The organism is Actinoplanes utahensis (assembly GCF_016862455.1).
Classification (GTDB): domain Bacteria; phylum Actinomycetota; class Actinomycetes; order Mycobacteriales; family Micromonosporaceae; genus Actinoplanes; species Actinoplanes utahensis.
The window spans coordinates 95,676-112,309 of the sequence record NZ_BOMZ01000079.1 but is presented as its reverse complement, the minus strand read 5'-3'; the positions used below and the strand labels follow the sequence as shown (position 1 = coordinate 112,309).

Genomic DNA, 16,634 nt, shown 5'->3' with positions numbered 1-16,634 from the left:
GCGTGGGTGATCATCCGAGCCGACGATTGGACAGTCCGGGCGGACGGGCGGAGTGGCCGGCTACGGAGACGCCGCCGGCGGCCGGGGCACCCGTCGTCTGCGCGGGCGCGGCTGATCTGTATCAATGGGTGCTGCAGTGCGGTTTCGTCGACATGGCGGACTGTGCCGCTGTCGCGGAGGCGCTGCATTCGCCGGCCGACGTCCTGGCGGCACACTTCGAGACCCTGCTCGGCCTGCGACTGCTCCGGAGGGCGCCCCATCAGGGCAGCGTGGTGGTCCCGGCGAGCCCGGAGGTGGCCATCGCCGAGCTGGTCGGTCCGATCGAGCTGGAGATCCGGCAGCGCCAGCGTTCGGTGCAGACCCTGAAGGCGGAGCTGTCGCCTCTGCAAGGGCTGTACTACGACAGTCGGCGGGCCCGGAACAGCCGCGAGGCCATCGACGTCATCGAAGAGGTCGACCGGATCCGCGCCACCCTGGCCGACATCGCCCGCCGGTGCACCGTCGAGGTGTTCAGCGCCCATCCCGGCATCCTGTCGGAGGCGGCGATCGCGGAGTCGGTGCCCCATGACACCGAGCTCATGGCGCGGGGTGTGCGGATGCGTTCGGTCTACCAGCACTCCGCCCGGGTTCATCCGCGGATGCGGGAGTTCCTGCACACCCTCACCGAGGCGGGGGCGGAGGTCCGTACCTGTGAGGAGATCGCGGACCGCATCATCATCCTGGACCGCGAGGTGGCGGTCCTCTCCAGCCGGGCGGCCGGCGGTGGGGCCGTCGTGGTACGAGAACCGTCGGTGGTCGACTACCTCTACCGCGGGCTGGAGCAGTGCTGGTCGGCGTCCCTGCCGCTGATCGACGGCTCCGCGCCCACCGCCGGGTACGGCGTCGCCGGTGACGACCTCAAGCGCGCCATCCTGCGGATGCTCGCGACCGGGGCCAAGGACGACCACATCGCCCGCCGACTCGGCATCTCGGTACGGACCTGCCGACGGCACATCGCGGAACTGATGGAGGAACTCCGGGCCACCAGCCGGTTCCAGGCGGGGGTTCTGGCGAGCAGCACCGGACTGTTGACCGACCAGACGATCGCCGGGGCCTTCGCCGCGTCCGGGCTGGACGCGGACGACGCCGCCTGAGCGTCACGCCCACCACACGACCCCCCACGCCAGCCCGGGGTCGCCGAGCAGGGCGTCGGTCTCTATCCGGACACCGAGCAGACGGAACCGCAGCCGGCCCAGACACCGCTGCACATCCTGCTGCAGCCCGCTCAACTCGGTCACCGAGAGCTCCTGCAGCATCGGGTCGGCTGTCGGGTACCGCGGGTCGCAGACCATGCCCGGTACGGACGCCGCGAGCCGGACGCGTGCCTGCGTGAGGGCGTGCCCGACGGCCTCCGGCGCGGTGCGTCCCCAGGCAGCGGCGACCGGGGCGCCCGAGGAGACGCTGAAGACCCGGGCGATGCGCCACTCGTTGTCGAGATGAGGCACCCGGTGTACCGCCACCTGCAGCGTCTTGTCGGTGGCGGGCCACTGCCCGGATCCGGTGCCGTACGCGGAGAGCAGCCGCAGACCGCCGTCGAGGAGCCAATGCAGCTCGGAGGCTCCGGCGGCGCCCACCAGCATCCGGCCATGGGAAGCGGTCGGTGCGAGCCTGGTGGACAGCACCCGTACGCCGGCCAGCAGGGCCCGCGCGTACGCCGATGCGGAGTCCGGTGCCCAGCCGAGGCTGAGCTGTGCCGGCGCCCCGATGATGTGCAGCCGGGCGGTGGCCGTCCCGCCGATCGGCGGCGGCTCGCCCACCACGGGTGCGAACAGGCCGGAACCCGGATTGGTCAACCGCGCGAACGCCTCCGGCGGCACCGTCCGGTTGCCGGGCGAGTCGGCCGGCACGTCGGACAGGCTACGGATCCCGGTCCAGCGCATCCGTCCGGTGCCCGGCAGCCGCAGGTGGAGCGTCCGCTGCTCCCGCCTGTCCACGATGGCCGCGGCGCCGGGCGTCGCCTGCCGCAGATGCTGGATGGCCCGCTGGACCACCGTGCCGGCGGACGGGACCGGCGTGTCGGCCAAGCGATCCGGCGCCGCGCTCCAACCGGGCGTGCCGTGCCATTGCACGGCGCGCTCCACCAGTGCGGCGTGCTTGCGCTCGGGGCCGAAGCGCGGCCCGATGACCACCACCTCGCCCGCAACGGTGAGTGGTAGAGCCATCCGGTCCACGCGCTTCCCTGCCTCTCTGCCGGCCGGTCTCACTCGGTTTCCCTGATTCAGGTCCGACCGGCGGGCGATGACTTTTTATGGATCCGTCAGTCCCACGCCGTCGAACCGGTCACGACCATGACGGCCGGAATGGCGTAAACGGCGGAGGTCGCCAGCATGATGAGCGGGCCCAGAATCTTTCGGGCCGGCGCCGAGACCGATCCGTATTTGCGCTGCATGTTGCTCTCCATCCCCCGTGAATGTTGCACGCCGAATCCTGACAGCCGGCCGGCCGCGACACCAGGTGTAGTTAGCTGCACGGCAGGTTCCTGCCGCGGTGCCGGGCGGGTGAAGCTGCCGTGCAGCTTGCTGACACCGCACAGCCCTTGAGAGCTCACCGGCCACCCGGCAAGACTGGCATCAGCCCGAACGGGACGGGATTCGCCGGCATCGACGGCACGGATCCTCAGCATTCGACTTTCTCCATCGATTCCCCGGCACGTTCCTTCCGTATTCCATCGCGGAACGGTCGCGCCGGTTTCGGGATCCTCGGCTCCGTCGAGGACATGTTCTGCCGATTCTTTGCCGGATTTTCGAACCATTTCCACAAGGAGCAAGAGTTGATTAAGAGAATGGCAGGGCCGTCCGGATATCGGCGCGCCCTCACGGTGGGTGTGTCGGCGGCGTTCGCCACGTCGGGGCTGTTCGTCGCCGGTCCGGCGCAGGCCAGACCCGAGCCCGAGCCCGGGGTGGGGGCGCGGTCGGCCGCCGCCGCGGCGGCAGCGGCGGCGAGCTGCGGCAGCCAGGCAGTGACCAACGCCGACGACGGCTACCTGATCCTCGGCGAGACCGCCAACCTGCAGAAGGCGCCGTACGCGGCCTGTGGCACCTATGCCACCGCACCGGCCGGCACCAAGATCTGGTCCTGGTGCGCGGTGGAGAACGACTACGACAACACCTGGATCTGGGGCCGCATCGACGGCACCCAGACCCACGGGTGGATGTACATCGGCAACGCCAGAGAGATCGTGGAGAAGCCGACGGCCAACGACGGCTGGTGCCCGAACGAGCGGCCCGCGAACGCCGCCGAGATCGACGGCGCCGACAGGATCGTCGAGGTCCGCCCCGCCCCGGACGCCGACGACGCGCTTCCGGTCGAGGAGTTCGACCCGGCGACCGACGTCGACCCGACGGTCCCGCCGGTGGGTGGCGAGGAGAAGGGCACCCTCCCGGCGGACGACTACGTGGCTCCCGAGGGTGACACGGAAAACGCCCCCGATGCCCAGGCCCAGTCGTCGGCCGCTGCCGCAGCGAAATTGAAGTACGGCGCGCCGATCAAGCGGTCCAAGGTCATCGCCCGGGCCAAGAACTGGTACGGCCGCAACGTTCCGTACAGCCAGTCGGCGTACGCCTGGGATGTCAACAAGGGCAAGAAGTTCCGTACCGACTGCTCGGGCTTCGTGTCGATGGGCTGGGCGCTGAAGAGCAGCCGCAACACCCGCACCCTGGACGAGGTCTCGCACCGCATCAACTGGTCGAGCCTCAAGCCCGGCGACATGCTGCTGCGCAACGGCCACGTCCAGATGTTCGAGAAGTGGGCCAACAAGTCGCACACCTCCTTCTGGATCTACGAGGAGGGCAGCACCGCGTCCGACATGAACCACTACAAGGTGAAGGTCAGCAGGGCCAAGAGCGGCGGGTACAAGCCGTGGCGGTACAACAAGATCCGCGACTGAAAGACTGACGCACAGCACGGCTCAGGCGGGCTCGGGACATCTCCCGGGCCCGCCTTGCGTCGTCGCGGACGGCCCACCCGCGATCGATCGGTCGCGACCAGGCGAGCAGCCGCTCATGCTCGTCATCGGTGAGCACGCTCGGTACGGCGGTGAGCGCTCGCGGTCAGAAGGGCCGGGGATCCGCGGTCACTGCAGAGCGGCGAGCACATCCCTGGTGTACGCCTCGGCGCGGGCGAGGCTGCGCTCGCCGTCGCCGGGGTCGGCGTATTCGAGGAGCACGACGGCGTTGCTGCTCTGGGCGTACAGTCGCACGCCCTTGCCCGGGAACACGCTGGCGAAGCCGGCGTCGCCGATGCCGCGGAGCGTCCGGACGGGGACCGTCGGGTCGGTGTCGGCGACGCGCCTGTTCTTCGCCAGATTGGCCACGGCCAGCTGGTCCGCCGGTCCCTCGATGGTGGCGATGCGGTAGATACCGATGTTGACGCTCGCCTTCGGGAGCTTGCCCTTGATGGCCGCGTACTCACACTGCACGTTGAGCACGATCGAGTTCTCGATCGTCCCCCGGCTCGTCTTGCCGGGTTGCAGGACGCCCGCGGCGGCGGGGATCTGCGGGCATTCACCGGCGAGCTTCTGCCACTTCCCGGGCGCGCCGGTGGCGACGATCGGCGAGGGGGCGGCCGTGCCGGTGTTCAGCGTCGAGTCCAGGACGGGCGGATCGCCGGAATCGCAGGCGGTGAGCAGAGCGGCGCCCAGGAGTGCGGTGGCGGCGATCATGATTCGCACGGTGGAAGGTTCCTCTCGGCGCTGGGTGCGAGACTGGCCGGGAAGGACGGCCGTCGATGGCCGGCCTCTGGCGGGATCCCCTGGAAGGGGTTGATCGTAACGACCCGGCGCCCCTCGCGTGGCCCTGGTGGTGGGGCCCGGGGCGGCCCGCCATTAGGTCGGCGCCGTGAGTCCTTGCGCCGCAGTCCGGCCGCACCGCTCCGCCAGGCCGGGGCTCGGACGTCGCGGGTGCCCGGCGCGGTACGAAGTGGACGGTGCGGCAGGATGGATGGCATGGCCGTACGCAAAGTGATCATCGCTGGTGGCGGTGTCGCGGGGACCGCAACCGCGCTCGCCCTGCAGCAAGCCGGTATCGAGGCCGAGGTTTACGAGGCGCACCCCTCCGGCGGCGCGGATGCCGGCGCGTTCCTCACCGTCATGCGCAACGGCATGGCCGCGCTCGCCGGGCTCGGCGCGGCCGAGGCGGTGAACGCGGTGTCGTTCCCGGCACGGGCGGTGGCGCTGCTCGACGCCCAGGGCCAAGAGCTCGGGCGCCGGCCGATCGAGGGCCCGGCCCGATCGCTCACGCGGGCCGCGCTGTACCGGGCATTGCAAGACCTCGCGGCCACGCGAGGCATCCCGGTGCACCACGGCAAGCGGGTGACCGCGGCATCGAGCGACCGCGACGGCATCGAGGTCGGTTTCTCCGACGGCAGCCGGGTCACCGGAGACGTGCTGGTCGGGGCGGACGGCATCCATTCCCGGACCCGTCGGCTCATCGATCCGGACGCGCCCGAACCCCGCTACGCCGGGCTGCATGTCGTGTACGGCTACACGCCCGGCAATCCGGCCGGTCTGGACCTGGACGAGTACCACATGATCCGCGGCAGCCGAGCGTTCTTCGGCGTCACCGTGCCCGGCGGTGACGGCCGGACCTGGTGGTTCGCCCGCATTCCCGGTGAGAAGCCGGCCGCGGGGATCACGGCGCAGCAGTGGCGCGACCTGGCCCTGCGGATGTTCCGCGACGACGCCACCCCCGCCCACGCGCTCATCGCGGCCTCCGGTGCGGAGATCGTGGGAGGCGACTCCCATGACATCCCGACCACCCCGCACTGGCACAACGCCCGCATGGTCCTGGCCGGCGACGCCGCCCACGCCGCGGTCCCGGCCGCCGCCCAGGGCGCGTCGATGGCCATCGAGGATGCCGTGGCCCTGGCCGCGGCGCTGCACGACCACAACGATCCGGCGGCCGCCTTCGCCGCCTACGAAGACCGCCGCCGTACCGAGACGGAGGAGACAGTCGCTGCAAGCGCCCGGCTGAGCTCCCCGTGAGGCGCCGGCCGGCCGGGCATGGGTCCCTGCGCCGGACCGGCGTCGGCCCGGGACTTGCATCTCGAGTCCCTGGAGATCGCATAGTGAACATCGTGGAGAGAACCGAGTCGTACGCCATCGGAGACGTCGCCCGTCGGGTCGTCGTGTCCGGGTCCTTCCCGTACCAGGGGCCGGCGCAAGCCCCGCGAGCGTCGGCCCGTCGATGAACCGGGTCACTGCGGCATGGCGGCATGCCCGGCGACGCCATGGCCGGGTCGACCACCTGGCCCGCGCCGTCGCACGCTACGACGAGGCCGACGGCGGCCGGCTCGCCGCCGCGGTCACCTACTACGCGTTCTTCGCGACGTTCGCGTTCGCCCTGCTGGGCTTCTCGGCCTTCGGCTTCGTCCTGGACCGGCCGGAGGTGCAGCAGGTGCTGCAGCAGTACCTCGCCGAGCACCTGCCCAGCCTCGACATCGAACGGATCCGCATAGCCCGCGGCACCATCGGGGTGATCGCGTTCCTCGGGCTACCGATCACCGGATGGTTCTGGATCGACGCCATGCGTTCGTCCATCCGCAAGGTGTGGCGCCTGCCCGAGTACCCCGGCGCCCTCGTACCCCGGCTGCTCATCGATCTGCTCGCGCTGCTCGGCCTCGGCCTGCTGCTGGCCGCCTCCCTGGGCACGGCGTTCCTCACCGTCACCGTGGTCAACCGCCTGATCGAACCGGCCGCCGACGCCACCCAGAGCCGATGGCTGCTCGCCGCGGTCGGCTTCGCGGTCAGCATCGCGGTGAACACCCTGCTGGCGACCGCGGTGCTCACCGGACTACCACGGTTGCGCATGCCGCTGCGCCGCGTCATCGTGCCCGCGCTGATCGTGGCCGGCGGCCTCGAACTGCTCAAGACCGTCGGCCGGGCCTTCGTGCAGAACGTCGAGGCCAACCCGACGTATCAGGTCGTCGCCGGAACGGTCGGGCTGCTGTTCACGCTCAACATCATCAACCAGTTGATCCTGTTCGCCACCGCACTCGCCGCGACCAGCGACACGGGCGACGTCACCGACCTGTCCGCGCATGCCGGATCGCCGGGCCCCTCCCCCGGTCAGGCCGATACCGGATGATCGGGCCGGTGACCTGCGCGAACGTCTCCGTGTTGGTGAGATCGTTGTCGAACGACGGGTGCCGGCGGAACCGCCGGCTGTAGTGGACGCCCTCGGTCAAATCCGGCTGGGCGTACAGATCGGTGTTGGACTTGTAGTGGTCGGCGGCGTTGGCTCTCGTCGGCGCCGCCCCCGCGACGGCGCCGGCGGAAGCGGCGGTGGCGGCGGTGGCGGCGGTGGCGGCGGTGGCGGCGGTGGCGGTGGCGGTGGCCGGAATCCAGGGTGAGGCGGGTCGGGAGGGCTGACGACGTTTCATCCGCCGGTCTGGAGGTACTCCGCAGGCATGGGTGAAGACGCGGGTGGCGGGCACGAATTCGTGGTGGTCGCCAACCGGCTACCGGTCGACGAGGTAACCGGCGAAGATGGGCAGCACAGATGGGAGCGCAGCCCTGGAGGACTGGTCAGCGCCCTGCAGCCGGTGGTACGCCAGAGGGGCGGAGCCTGGGTCGGGTGGACGGGCAGCGCTGGGGAGGCGCCTGAGCCTTTCGACATCGACGGCATGCGGCTGCGGCCTGTGCCGCTGAGCGCCGAGGAGGTCGACCAGTACTACGAAGGCCAGTCCAACGCCACCATCTGGCCGCTGTTCCACGACCTGGTCGAGCAGCCGACCCATCGCCGTGACTGGCGACGGGCCTACGAGGCGGTGAACCGCCGCTTCGCCCGGGCCGCAGCGGACGCGGCCGCGCCGGACGCGACCGTCTGGGTGCACGACTATCAGTTGCTCCTGGTGCCGGCCATGCTGCGCGAGTTGCGGCCGGACGTGCGTATCGGGTTCTTCCTGCACATCCCCTTCCCGCCGGTCGAGCTGTTCATGCAGCTACCGCGCCGCCGGGAGCTGCTGACGGGACTGCTCGGCGCCGACCTGGTCGGCTTCCAGGGCGCCCTGGCAGCGCAGAACTTCCTACGCCTGACACGGCTGCTGGCGGGACTGGAACCGAAGGACGACCGGGTCGAGGTCGACGGACGTACCGTCGTGGCGCGAGCCTTCCCGATCTCCATCGACGTCGCCGAGGTGGATCAGCTCACCGCGGACCCCGCGGTCCAGGAGCGTGCCCGGCAGTTGCGGACCGAACTCGGCGGGGACCGGCGCCTGCTGCTGGGCGTCGACCGCCTCGACTACACCAAAGGCATCGAGCAGCGCCTCGAGGCCTACCATGACCTGCTCGCCGACGGAGAGATCTCCAACGACGACGTCGTGCTGGTGCAGGTGGCCACCCCGAGCCGGCAACGCATCACGCAGTACCAGCAGCTACGCGAGCGCGTCGAACGCGAGGTCGGCCGCACCACCGGCGAATTCGGCGATGTCGGCCGCGCCCCGGTGCACTACCTGTTCCAGTCCTTCGGCCGCGCCGAACTCGTCGCCCTGTATCTCGCCGCCGACGTCATGCTGGTCACCCCGCTGCGCGACGGCATGAACCTCGTCGCCAAGGAGTTCGTCGCGGCACGCCGCGACGAGCAGGGCGCACTGGTCCTCAGCGAGTTCACCGGCGCCGCCGCCGAACTCGACGACGCGTTCCTGGTCAACGCGCACGACACCGACGACATCAAACGGGGGATCCTCGAAGCCCTCAACGCCGACCCGCAGGACCTCGCCGCGCGGATGCGTCACATGCGGGAGCAGGTTCGGGCCCACGACATCGACTACTGGGCCCGTGACTTCCTGGGAGTCCTCGGTGTTCCCGGAGCACCTCCCGAGGCCAGGGAGGCCGCGGCAGCGAAGTCCTGATCACTCCTCCGACGTCCCGAGGTGGATCCTCCGGGATCCGGGGGTATCCGTGGCGCATGACTCCGACGAAGGTGGGCCTGTGCGGCGCCGGCATGGCGCTGACGACCTACGCGCAGCGCTTCCCGGTGCTGGAGGTGCAACAGACGTTCTACGAGCCACCCCGCGAGGCGACGCTACGGCGGTGGCGGGCGGCTGTTCCACCGGCGTTCGAGTTCACCGTCAAGGCCTGGCAGTTGATCACACATGAGGCGAAGAGCCCCACGTACCGGCGGCTGCGCACCTCTCTGAGCGCCGAGGAACGCGCCCAGGTCGGCGGATTCCGGTGGACGCCCGTCGTCGCACGTGCCTGGGAGACCACGCTCGACTGCGCCGCGCTCCTGGAGGCGACGGCGATCCTGCTGCAGTGCCCGGCGAGTTTCCGGCCGACCGAACCCGCCATCGCGCGACTGCGTGAGTTCTGCGCCCGAGCGCGCCGGCCGGCCGGTGTCCGGCTGTTGTGGGAGCCGCGCGGCCCGTGGCCGGACGAGGTGGTCGAGGGCTTGTGCCAGGAGCTGGACCTGACCCACGCCGCCGACCCGTTCCTGCGCCGCAGTCTGACGCCGATGGCCTATTACCGGCTGCACGGCATCACCGGCGCCCGGCATGTGTACACGGATGCCGAGCTGGCACACCTCGCCGGCATCCTCGACGGCGGCCCGGCGTACGTGATGTTCAACAACCTGCCCCGGGCCGCCGACGCCTGGCGCTTCAGCCAGTCGCTGCGCCGGGACGCGGGCGTCGACCGGCCGCCGCCGGTCGACGCAGGCCCCGGCTGACCGGCGATGCAGAGACGATCGGCGCCCTGCGCCCCCGCACGGGCCGAGCCGGCGTGACGTGGGTCAGCGTCCCCGCTGTGCCACCCGGTAGACGCGCAGGTTCGGGTCGGCCGCGATCTGCGCCTCGGTGTACTTGATGGTGTCCCAGCCCTTCCGCGAGTAGAGCACGGTCTGGTCGGCGTACCAGGGTGAGTTCGGGTTCGTCGACTGCGCATAGGTGAGGATCTGCCGTCCCGACGGGCCGTGCGGGCCGAGTTCGACGGCCATCACGAACGATGTTCCGTGGACGACCTGCGGGTATCCCACGCCCGGCACGAGCGGGTTGGTGATCACGTTGAAGGTGCCTGCTTCCCCGCGGCCACCGTGGATGGGGATGCGCCGTTCGCCGCGGCTGTCGGTGTGGATGTCTCCCAGCTTCGCGTCGAGGGGGATGCCGGCGAGCCGTTGCACGGCGTCGGCGAGCGCCGTCCGTACCCGCGGATCCGTGGTGTTCAGACGGCGCGGGGTGCGTACCGGATCGGTCACCTCGAAGGTGTCGGCGAACCTGATTCCGCCCGCGAGGGCGAACTCGGTGAACAGGTGCGCGCCCCGGCTGTCCAGGTCGGCACGCTCATCGAAGCGGGACAGCGCCGTGCAGGCCGCGGTGAGGTCGACGATCGCGCCGTTCGAGGCGGTCGCGGTCGGCTGGCGGCGGCAGAGCGCGACCAGGTCGTCGCGGACGAGTTCGGCGCCGTGCATCCGGTTGCCGAACATGACCTGCCAGAGCCGGGCGGTGGTGAAGCCCTTGCCGGGCAGACCGTCCGTGCCGGCGAGGCGCTGCTGGATCTGGTCCAGCCCGAGCCGGGTGCGCAGGCTGCGCGGGGTGCGTTCGTTGCCGAGGATCCGCGGGAAGCCTTCCAGCGGGGCGGCCGGGCTGGCCAGCCAGTGACTGTCGTTGGAGTTGGTGACGTAGTCGTCGCGGAACCGCACCGGCAGGCTCGCCGGGCCGAGAATGCCCGGGACCGCGGCGTCGGGGTCGGCGCCGAGCGCGCAGTCCGACCGGGAACCGTCCAGGACCGCCTGGCCGCTGGAGGCGTAGAGCGGCTGGAACGGCGCCGGGATGCAGGCGGCAGCGAGCGCGCCGGTCACCCGGGGGACGACCGAATGATCGCCGTAGAGGGCCTCGCCCCGCGCGTCGGCGGCGATCACGTTGACCCAGGGCAGGAACTGGTGCCGGTCGAGGACCGCCTTGAGCGCCCGGACGTCCTTGGCCTGGCCCATCCGCAGCCACCCGTCGAAGGCGCGGTTGTTGCCCGCGTTGACGTCGGTGATGGCGTACGCGGTGGCCGGCGTCCAGTCGAAGGTGCCCGGCACCACGGCCACCGGGCCGTAGCGGGTGTCGTGGAAGGTGCGGCTGACCGGGCCGCTGCCGGTCTGGACCGTGACCGTGCGGGCGCGCATCCGCTCGGGCCGGCCGTCGACGTAATAGGAGGTGGGGTCGCCGGGCACGAGGCTCAGGCGGTGCCACACGAACCGGCGGGCGGTGGAGACGGTGTGGCTCCAGGCGACCGTGCGGTTGTGCCCGATCTCGATGATCGGGTCGCCGATCAGCGCCGCGCCCTCGACGTCGTAGCGGCCGGGCACCTTGAGGTGCATCCGGTAGAAGCGTTCGGCGCCCTGCCACGGGAAGTGCGGGTTGGCCAGCACCATCCCGCTGCCGTTCACGGTGGCCTGCGCGCCGAGGCCGTACGCGTTGCTGCCGATGCCCGCGCTCGTCCCGTCGAGGGCGGCGGCGATCGCGGCGGCGTCGGGTGCCTCCGGGGCTGACGCGGGCCCGGCGGCTGTCGGTGGCGTCGCGGCGACGATGCCGTCGAGCAGCGCCCCGGAACCGGCCCGGACCATGCTGTCCCACGACGTACGCCAGAGATCGATCTCGGAGAGCGGGCGCACCCAGGCCTTGCCGCGGCACGCCGGGTCGGTCAGGCGGTGCACGCCGGTGCGGCGTAGGAAGTGGTTGTAGCCGGCGACGAAGCCGCGCATCTGGTCCCGGACGTCGTCCGACGGCGCCCGCACGCCGTCGCGGGGCCCTTCGAGGAGCCGCTCGGCGACGCGGTCGTCGATCGCCTTGCGGTGGAAGAGGTCGCTGCGCACATCGGCGTCGTCCGGCCCGGTCGCACCGAACCACCGCGACCGCTCACCGTTGGCCGTCACCACGCTCTCGGCGATGACGCAGATGTTGTCCTCGGCCTGCACGTACCCGACGCCGAAACCGAGGCTCCCGAAGTCGTCGGCGGTGATGTGCGGGACGCCGTACGAGGCCCGGCGGATCAGGGCCGCATAGCCGCCGTCATGTTCCCTGCCGGAAGCGGGTGACGGCACGGCTGCGGTCGCCACGATCACACCGAAGGCGATCGCTGCTGCTTTCAGGCGCATGTACGAGGACGTCACGGCGGCATCTCCCCCTCGAGACTCGCTCTACCGCCCACATACTCTCATCGCTCGGCAGGCCGATGAAGCAACCACGCTCATCGATTTCAGGCCCGCACCGAGGTGGCGGTGCGCGGCAGGGGGATCACCAGCGGGGTGCCGGTCGCCGGGTCGGGCACCACCATCGCGCGCAGCCCGAAGACCGACTCCAGCAGCGCCGGGGTGAGCACCTCGTCCGGCGCCCCGCTCGCCACGATCCGGCCGTCCTTCATCGCGATCAGCCGGTCGGCGTACCGGGCGGCCAGGCTCAGGTCGTGCAGCACCATCACCACGGTCCGGCCCATCTCGGCGTGCAGCCGGCGGACCAGGTCCAGCACGTCGATCTGGTGGGCCAGGTCGAGGAAGGTGGTCGGCTCGTCCAGCAGCAGCAGGTCGGTGCCCTGGGCCAGCGCCATGCTGATCCAGGCGCGCTGGCGCTGACCGCCGGAGAGGGCGTCCACCGGGCGGTCCGCGTACGCCAGCATGTCGGTCCAGCGCAGCGCGTCGGCGACCTGGTCCTCGTCGTCGCGCGACCACTGCCGGAACCAGGTCTGGTGCGGGTGCCGGCCGCGCATCACCAGGTCGGCGACGGTGAGCCCTTCGGGCGCGGTGGGCGACTGCGGCAGCACGCCGAGCACCCGGGCCACGTCACGGGTGGGGGTCCGGTCGATGCGGCGGCCGTCCAGCAGCACCTGCCCGCCGGTCGGGCGCAGCAGCCGGCCGAGCGCCTTGAGCAGCGTCGACTTGCCGCACCCGTTGGGCCCGATGATGGTGGTGACCAGCCCGTCGTGCACGTCGACGTCGAGGCCGTCGATCACGGTCAGGTCCCCGTACGCGAGGTGCAGGCCCTCGCCACGCAGGCGGGCGTTCATCCGCTCACCTTTCTTGATCGCCGAAGCAGGAGCCAGAGCAGGTACGGGGTGCCGATCATCGCGGTGAGCAGGCCGACCGGCAGCTCCTTCGGCGCCACCACGATCTGAGCGACCAGGTCGGCGCCGACCACCAGCAGCGCGCCGAGCATCGCCGAGGCGAGCAGGGGCGGCCGGCTGCCGCCGCAGAGCCGCAGGGCGATCTGCGGCACGACGAAGGCGACGAACTCGATCGGCCCGGCGGCGGCGACCGCGACGGCGGCCAGCGCGGCCGCGATCACCACCACGAACAGCTGGGCACGCTGCAGGCGTACGCCGAGGCCGCGGGCGGTCTCCGCACCGAACGCCAGGACCCGCAGCGCGATGGTGGCGGCCAGCGCCAGCGGCACCAGCACCAGCAGCGCGAGAGCCAACGGCTCGGCGTGCGACCAGTCCCGCCCGGCGAGCGATCCGGTGATCCAGATGTTGGCCCGGGTGGCGTCGACCAGTTCGGCGCGGATCAGCACCCAGGAGATGAAGCCGCGCAGGATCTCACCGATGCCCAAACCGATCAGAACCAGCCGGAAGCCGTCCAGGCCGCGCCGCCAGGCGAGCAGGTAGACCAGGGTGGCGCTGATCCCGGCGCCGACCAGCGCGGCGAGTGGCACACCGAGCGAGCCGGCCACCCCGCCGAGCACGATCGCGGCGACCGCCCCGGCCGACGCGCCGGCCGTGATACCGAGCACGTCCGGGCTGGCGAGAGGGTTGCGGGCGAAGGTCTGGGTGAGCGCGCCGGCGATCGCCAGCGCGACCCCGACGAGCAGCGCACAGACCACCCGGGGCAGCCGCAGGTTGAGCAGGATGTGCCGCTCGATGCGGGTGCCGCCGCCGGTGAGGACCTCCCACACGGTCGCCGGGGGGATCGGGAACTCCCCGTGCCCGACCGCGAGGACCGCGACGCCGAGCGCACCGGCCAGCGCCAGCACGGTGACCAGGACCGGGCGCAGCGGGACCGAGGCGGAGACCGGGCCGGCGCGGACCACCCGGCGGCCGGGAAGGATGAGCTGGTCGGTCACAGCTGCACCAGCCTGACCCGGCGGACCAGCCAGATGAAGAAGGGCGCCCCGGCGACCGCGAGCACGATGCCGGTCTGGATCTCGGCGGGCCGGGCGACGAGCCGGCCGGCCACGTCGGCGAGCAGCACCGCGGTGACGCCCAGCAGGCCGGAGAAGGGCAGCAGCCAGCGGTGGTCGGGGCCGGTGAGGAGGCGGGCCAGGTGCGGCACGAACAGCCCGACGAACCCGATCGGGCCGCAGGCCGCGGTGGCCGCGCCGGTCAGCAGCATGATCGCGGCGACGCCGGCGACCCGGGCCGCGACGACGCTCTGGCCGAGGCCGCGGGCGACGTCCTCACCGAGGCTGAGCGCGTTGAGCGCGGGCGCGTTCACCGCGGCGAGCAGCAGGCCGGCCGCGACGAACGGCGCCACCTGCCAGGCGGTCTCGATCTCCCGGCCGGAGAGCGAGCCGATGATCCAGAAACGGAAGACGTTCAGTGTCTCCGGTGAGGTGACCAGCATCGACGAGGTGAACGACGACAGCAGGGCGCTGACCGCCATGCCGGCCAGCGCCAGGGTGACCGGGGTGGGCCCGTCGCGGCTGCCGGCGCCCACCCCGAAGACCAGGACGCTGGCGATCAGCGCGCCGGCGAAGGCGAACCAGATGTAGCCGCCGAACGCCTCGACGCTGAACACGCCGATGGCGAGGACCACCGCGAACGACGCGCCGGCCGAGACGCCGAGCAGGCCCGGGTCGGCGATCGGGTTGCGGGTGTGTCCCTGGATCAGGGCGCCCGCCACGCCGAGGGCGAGGCCGACGATCACGCCGAGGACCGTACGCGGCGCGCGCAGCTCACGGACCACGGCGGTGGCGTCGGTGCCGTCCGGGCTGACCAGAGCCCGCCACACGTCGGCCGGGTGCAGGTCCTGCGCGCCGAGGGCGAAGCTGAGCAGCACCGCGAACGCCGCGAGCAGGACCAGCCCGAGCAGGCCGAGGAGGCGCTTGGGGACGGTCCGTCCCGGTGTGTCAGTCGTCAGCGTCATGGTGGTCCAGGTTGACGATGCCGCGCTTCCAGTAGCCGTCCACCTCGACGTGGTCGCGGGGCAGCCCCAGCGAGCGCAGGTGCCGGCGGATCGGCTTGAGCGCGGTGGCCTCGCCGGCCACCCAGATGTAGCCGGCGCCGGCCGGCGCCCGGAACTCGGCGAGGGCGGCGCCCAGCGACTGCCCGGCGCTGCGGTGCAGCCAGGTCAGCGTGGTGTCGGCGGATCGCACCAGGTCCTGTTCCTCGGCCGGGTCGGCCACCTCGGCGTACGCGATCACCGGCTTGCCGGCCGGCAGCTGCTCCAGCCAGGCGCCCAGCGCGGGCAGGGCGGTCTCGTCGCCGGCCACCAGGTACCAGTCGAAGTCGAGCGGGTTCAGGTACGACCCCCGCGGGCCCAGCACGCCGATCCGCTGCCCGGGCCGCGCGGTAGAGGCCCAGGTGGCGCCCGGCCCGTGCCCGTGCAGCGCGAAGTCGATGTCGATCTCCTTGGCGTCGCGGCGCACGTAGCGCACCGTGTAGTCGCGGAAGATCGGCTGCGGGCCGTCCGGGCCGGGCGGCTCGAAGCCCTCGGGACCGATCGTGGGCATCGCCGGCAGCTCGGCGCCGGGCTCCGGGAAGAACACCTTGACGTGGTCCTCGGGGGCGGCGTACGCGAAGACGTCCAGGTCGTCGCCGGTCAGCGTGATCCGGGCCATCTTCGGGGTGATCCGCTCGTTGCGCACCACGGTGAGCAGACGCGGGACCAGGTCGTGCCAGACGAGTTCGATCTCGCGGACTTCGGTGCTCATGTCAGATCTCCTTGAAGAAGGCGAGAAGGGCCTCGTTGACCGGGCCGGGCTGTTCGAGGTAGCCGTAGTGGCCGGCGTCCGGGATCTCGGCGTACCGGGCGCCCGGAATGCTGTCGGCGAGCTCACGGCCGCGGGCGGCCGGCGTGACCAGGTCGTCGGCGAAGGAGACGACAAGGGTGGGCACGGTGATCGTGCGGTACGCGTCGCGCCGGTCGGTGTCCCAGTCGACCGCCGCCACCTCCGGCGTGGCCGGGCCGGACGAGCCGGCCAGCTCGATGATCTCCAGCCAGTCCTGTGCCTTCTGCTCGTCGGCGAGGGTGCGCGGCGACAGGTTCTGCATGGCCCGGATCAGCGCCTCGAACCCGGGCGGCAGGGTGATGCCGCTGGCGCGCAGCTCACGTTCGGCGCCGGCGTACGCCTTCGACAACGCGTCCGGCCGGGCCCGGGACGCCATCAGCACCCCCTGCACGGCCAGATCGGGGCGGGCGACCAGCAGCTCCTGCACGGTGTGCGCGCCCATCGAGGAGCCGGCCAGCCGGCACGGGCCGCCGACCACCCGCTCCACGAAGGCGGCCAGGTCGGCGACGAGCTCGCCGATGGTCCGCGCATCCGGCCGGTTGTCGACGATGTAGACCTGATAGCCCGCCTCGACCAGGGCCGGCACCTGGTAGAGCGCGTAGGTGCGGCCGCGGGCGCCGCCGCCCGGGACCAGCACGACCGGCTGCCCGGATCCGAACTTCTCGTGGTGCAACATC

The 16,634-nt window shown here is 71.8% G+C and carries 16 protein-coding genes; 6 read left to right on the top strand and 10 right to left on the bottom strand.

The genetic code is table 11. The annotated features are described in order from the left end of the window. Window positions 1-152 precede the first annotated feature (152 nt). Entirely contained in the window at window positions 153-1,133 is a 981-nt protein-coding gene (locus Aut01nite_RS27200) for a helix-turn-helix transcriptional regulator (protein WP_063958737.1), read from the top strand. Window positions 1,134-1,136: 3 nt separating this feature from the next. Here Aut01nite_RS27200 and Aut01nite_RS27195 read toward each other — a convergent pair whose 3' ends face one another. Both Aut01nite_RS27195 and Aut01nite_RS27190 read right to left on the bottom strand, forming a co-directional pair. Further along, window positions 1,137-2,201: a hypothetical protein gene (locus Aut01nite_RS27195; RefSeq protein WP_152628570.1), complete on the bottom strand. Its 1,065-nt coding sequence runs from the start codon at window positions 2,199-2,201 to the stop codon at window positions 1,137-1,139. A 95-nt stretch (window positions 2,202-2,296) separates the two neighbouring features. Further along, window positions 2,297-2,806 (bottom strand): hypothetical protein, encoded by a 510-nt coding sequence (locus tag Aut01nite_RS27190; RefSeq protein WP_152628571.1) that lies wholly within the window; start codon window positions 2,804-2,806, stop codon window positions 2,297-2,299. Between the two features lie 3 nt (window positions 2,807-2,809). On the opposite strand from Aut01nite_RS27190, the gene Aut01nite_RS27185 reads away from it, so the two are divergent. Beyond that, entirely contained in the window at window positions 2,810-3,925 is a 1,116-nt protein-coding gene (locus tag Aut01nite_RS27185; RefSeq protein WP_152628572.1) for an NlpC/P60 family protein, read from the top strand. A gap of 186 nt (window positions 3,926-4,111) precedes the next feature. On the opposite strand, the gene Aut01nite_RS27180 is transcribed toward Aut01nite_RS27185, so the two are convergent. Continuing rightward, window positions 4,112-4,699 carry a hypothetical protein gene (locus tag Aut01nite_RS27180; protein ID WP_043523654.1) on the bottom strand — a complete coding sequence of 196 codons (588 nt, stop codon included), beginning with the start codon at window positions 4,697-4,699 and terminating at the stop codon, window positions 4,112-4,114. Between the two features lie 282 nt (window positions 4,700-4,981). Between Aut01nite_RS27180 and Aut01nite_RS27175 the strand changes: the two genes are divergently transcribed. Beyond that, window positions 4,982-6,019, top strand: coding sequence for an FAD-dependent monooxygenase (locus Aut01nite_RS27175; protein ID WP_043523655.1), 1,038 nt, complete (start codon window positions 4,982-4,984; stop codon window positions 6,017-6,019). 202 nt (window positions 6,020-6,221) lie between these two features. Further along, complete coding sequence (locus tag Aut01nite_RS27170) at window positions 6,222-7,121, top strand: YhjD/YihY/BrkB family envelope integrity protein (protein WP_043523656.1); 900 nt, start codon at window positions 6,222-6,224, stop codon at window positions 7,119-7,121. Here the strand turns inward: Aut01nite_RS27170 and Aut01nite_RS27165 are convergent. Then, a complete protein-coding gene (locus tag Aut01nite_RS27165) occupies window positions 7,057-7,416 on the bottom strand; it encodes a hypothetical protein (RefSeq protein WP_043523657.1) in 360 nt (119 codons plus the stop codon). The two genes, Aut01nite_RS27170 and Aut01nite_RS27165, sit on opposite strands and share 65 nt — an antisense overlap. 27 nt (window positions 7,417-7,443) lie before the next feature. Between Aut01nite_RS27165 and Aut01nite_RS27160 the strand changes: the two genes are divergently transcribed. Next, complete coding sequence (locus Aut01nite_RS27160) at window positions 7,444-8,886, top strand: alpha,alpha-trehalose-phosphate synthase (UDP-forming) (RefSeq protein WP_043523658.1); 1,443 nt, start codon at window positions 7,444-7,446, stop codon at window positions 8,884-8,886. A gap of 56 nt (window positions 8,887-8,942) precedes the next feature. After that, window positions 8,943-9,701 carry a DUF72 domain-containing protein gene (locus Aut01nite_RS27155; RefSeq protein ID WP_052163413.1) on the top strand — a complete coding sequence of 253 codons (759 nt, stop codon included), beginning with the start codon at window positions 8,943-8,945 and terminating at the stop codon, window positions 9,699-9,701. 63 nt (window positions 9,702-9,764) lie between these two features. Here Aut01nite_RS27155 and Aut01nite_RS27150 read toward each other — a convergent pair whose 3' ends face one another. The 6 genes from Aut01nite_RS27150 to Aut01nite_RS27125 all read right to left on the bottom strand — a co-directional run bounded on the left by Aut01nite_RS27150 (window position 9,765) and on the right by Aut01nite_RS27125 (window position 16,633). Then, window positions 9,765-12,113 carry an acylase gene (locus Aut01nite_RS27150; RefSeq protein ID WP_043523659.1) on the bottom strand — a complete coding sequence of 783 codons (2,349 nt, stop codon included), beginning with the start codon at window positions 12,111-12,113 and terminating at the stop codon, window positions 9,765-9,767. A gap of 101 nt (window positions 12,114-12,214) precedes the next feature. Then, complete coding sequence (locus Aut01nite_RS27145) at window positions 12,215-13,018, bottom strand: ABC transporter ATP-binding protein (RefSeq protein WP_043523660.1); 804 nt, start codon at window positions 13,016-13,018, stop codon at window positions 12,215-12,217. Next, entirely contained in the window at window positions 13,015-14,070 is a 1,056-nt protein-coding gene (locus Aut01nite_RS27140; protein ID WP_043523661.1) for a FecCD family ABC transporter permease, read from the bottom strand. Before Aut01nite_RS27140 ends, Aut01nite_RS27145 begins: the two co-directional genes overlap by 4 nt. Further along, a complete protein-coding gene (locus Aut01nite_RS27135; protein ID WP_043523662.1) occupies window positions 14,067-15,092 on the bottom strand; it encodes a FecCD family ABC transporter permease in 1,026 nt (341 codons plus the stop codon). The genes Aut01nite_RS27140 and Aut01nite_RS27135 overlap by 4 nt, the downstream gene beginning before the upstream one ends. Next, entirely contained in the window at window positions 15,076-15,879 is an 804-nt protein-coding gene (locus Aut01nite_RS27130; protein WP_043523663.1) for a siderophore-interacting protein, read from the bottom strand. The genes Aut01nite_RS27135 and Aut01nite_RS27130 overlap by 17 nt, the downstream gene beginning before the upstream one ends. Before the next feature lies 1 nt (window position 15,880). Then, entirely contained in the window at window positions 15,881-16,633 is a 753-nt protein-coding gene (locus Aut01nite_RS27125) for an alpha/beta fold hydrolase (RefSeq protein WP_043523664.1), read from the bottom strand. Window position 16,634: the final 1 nt, after the last annotated feature.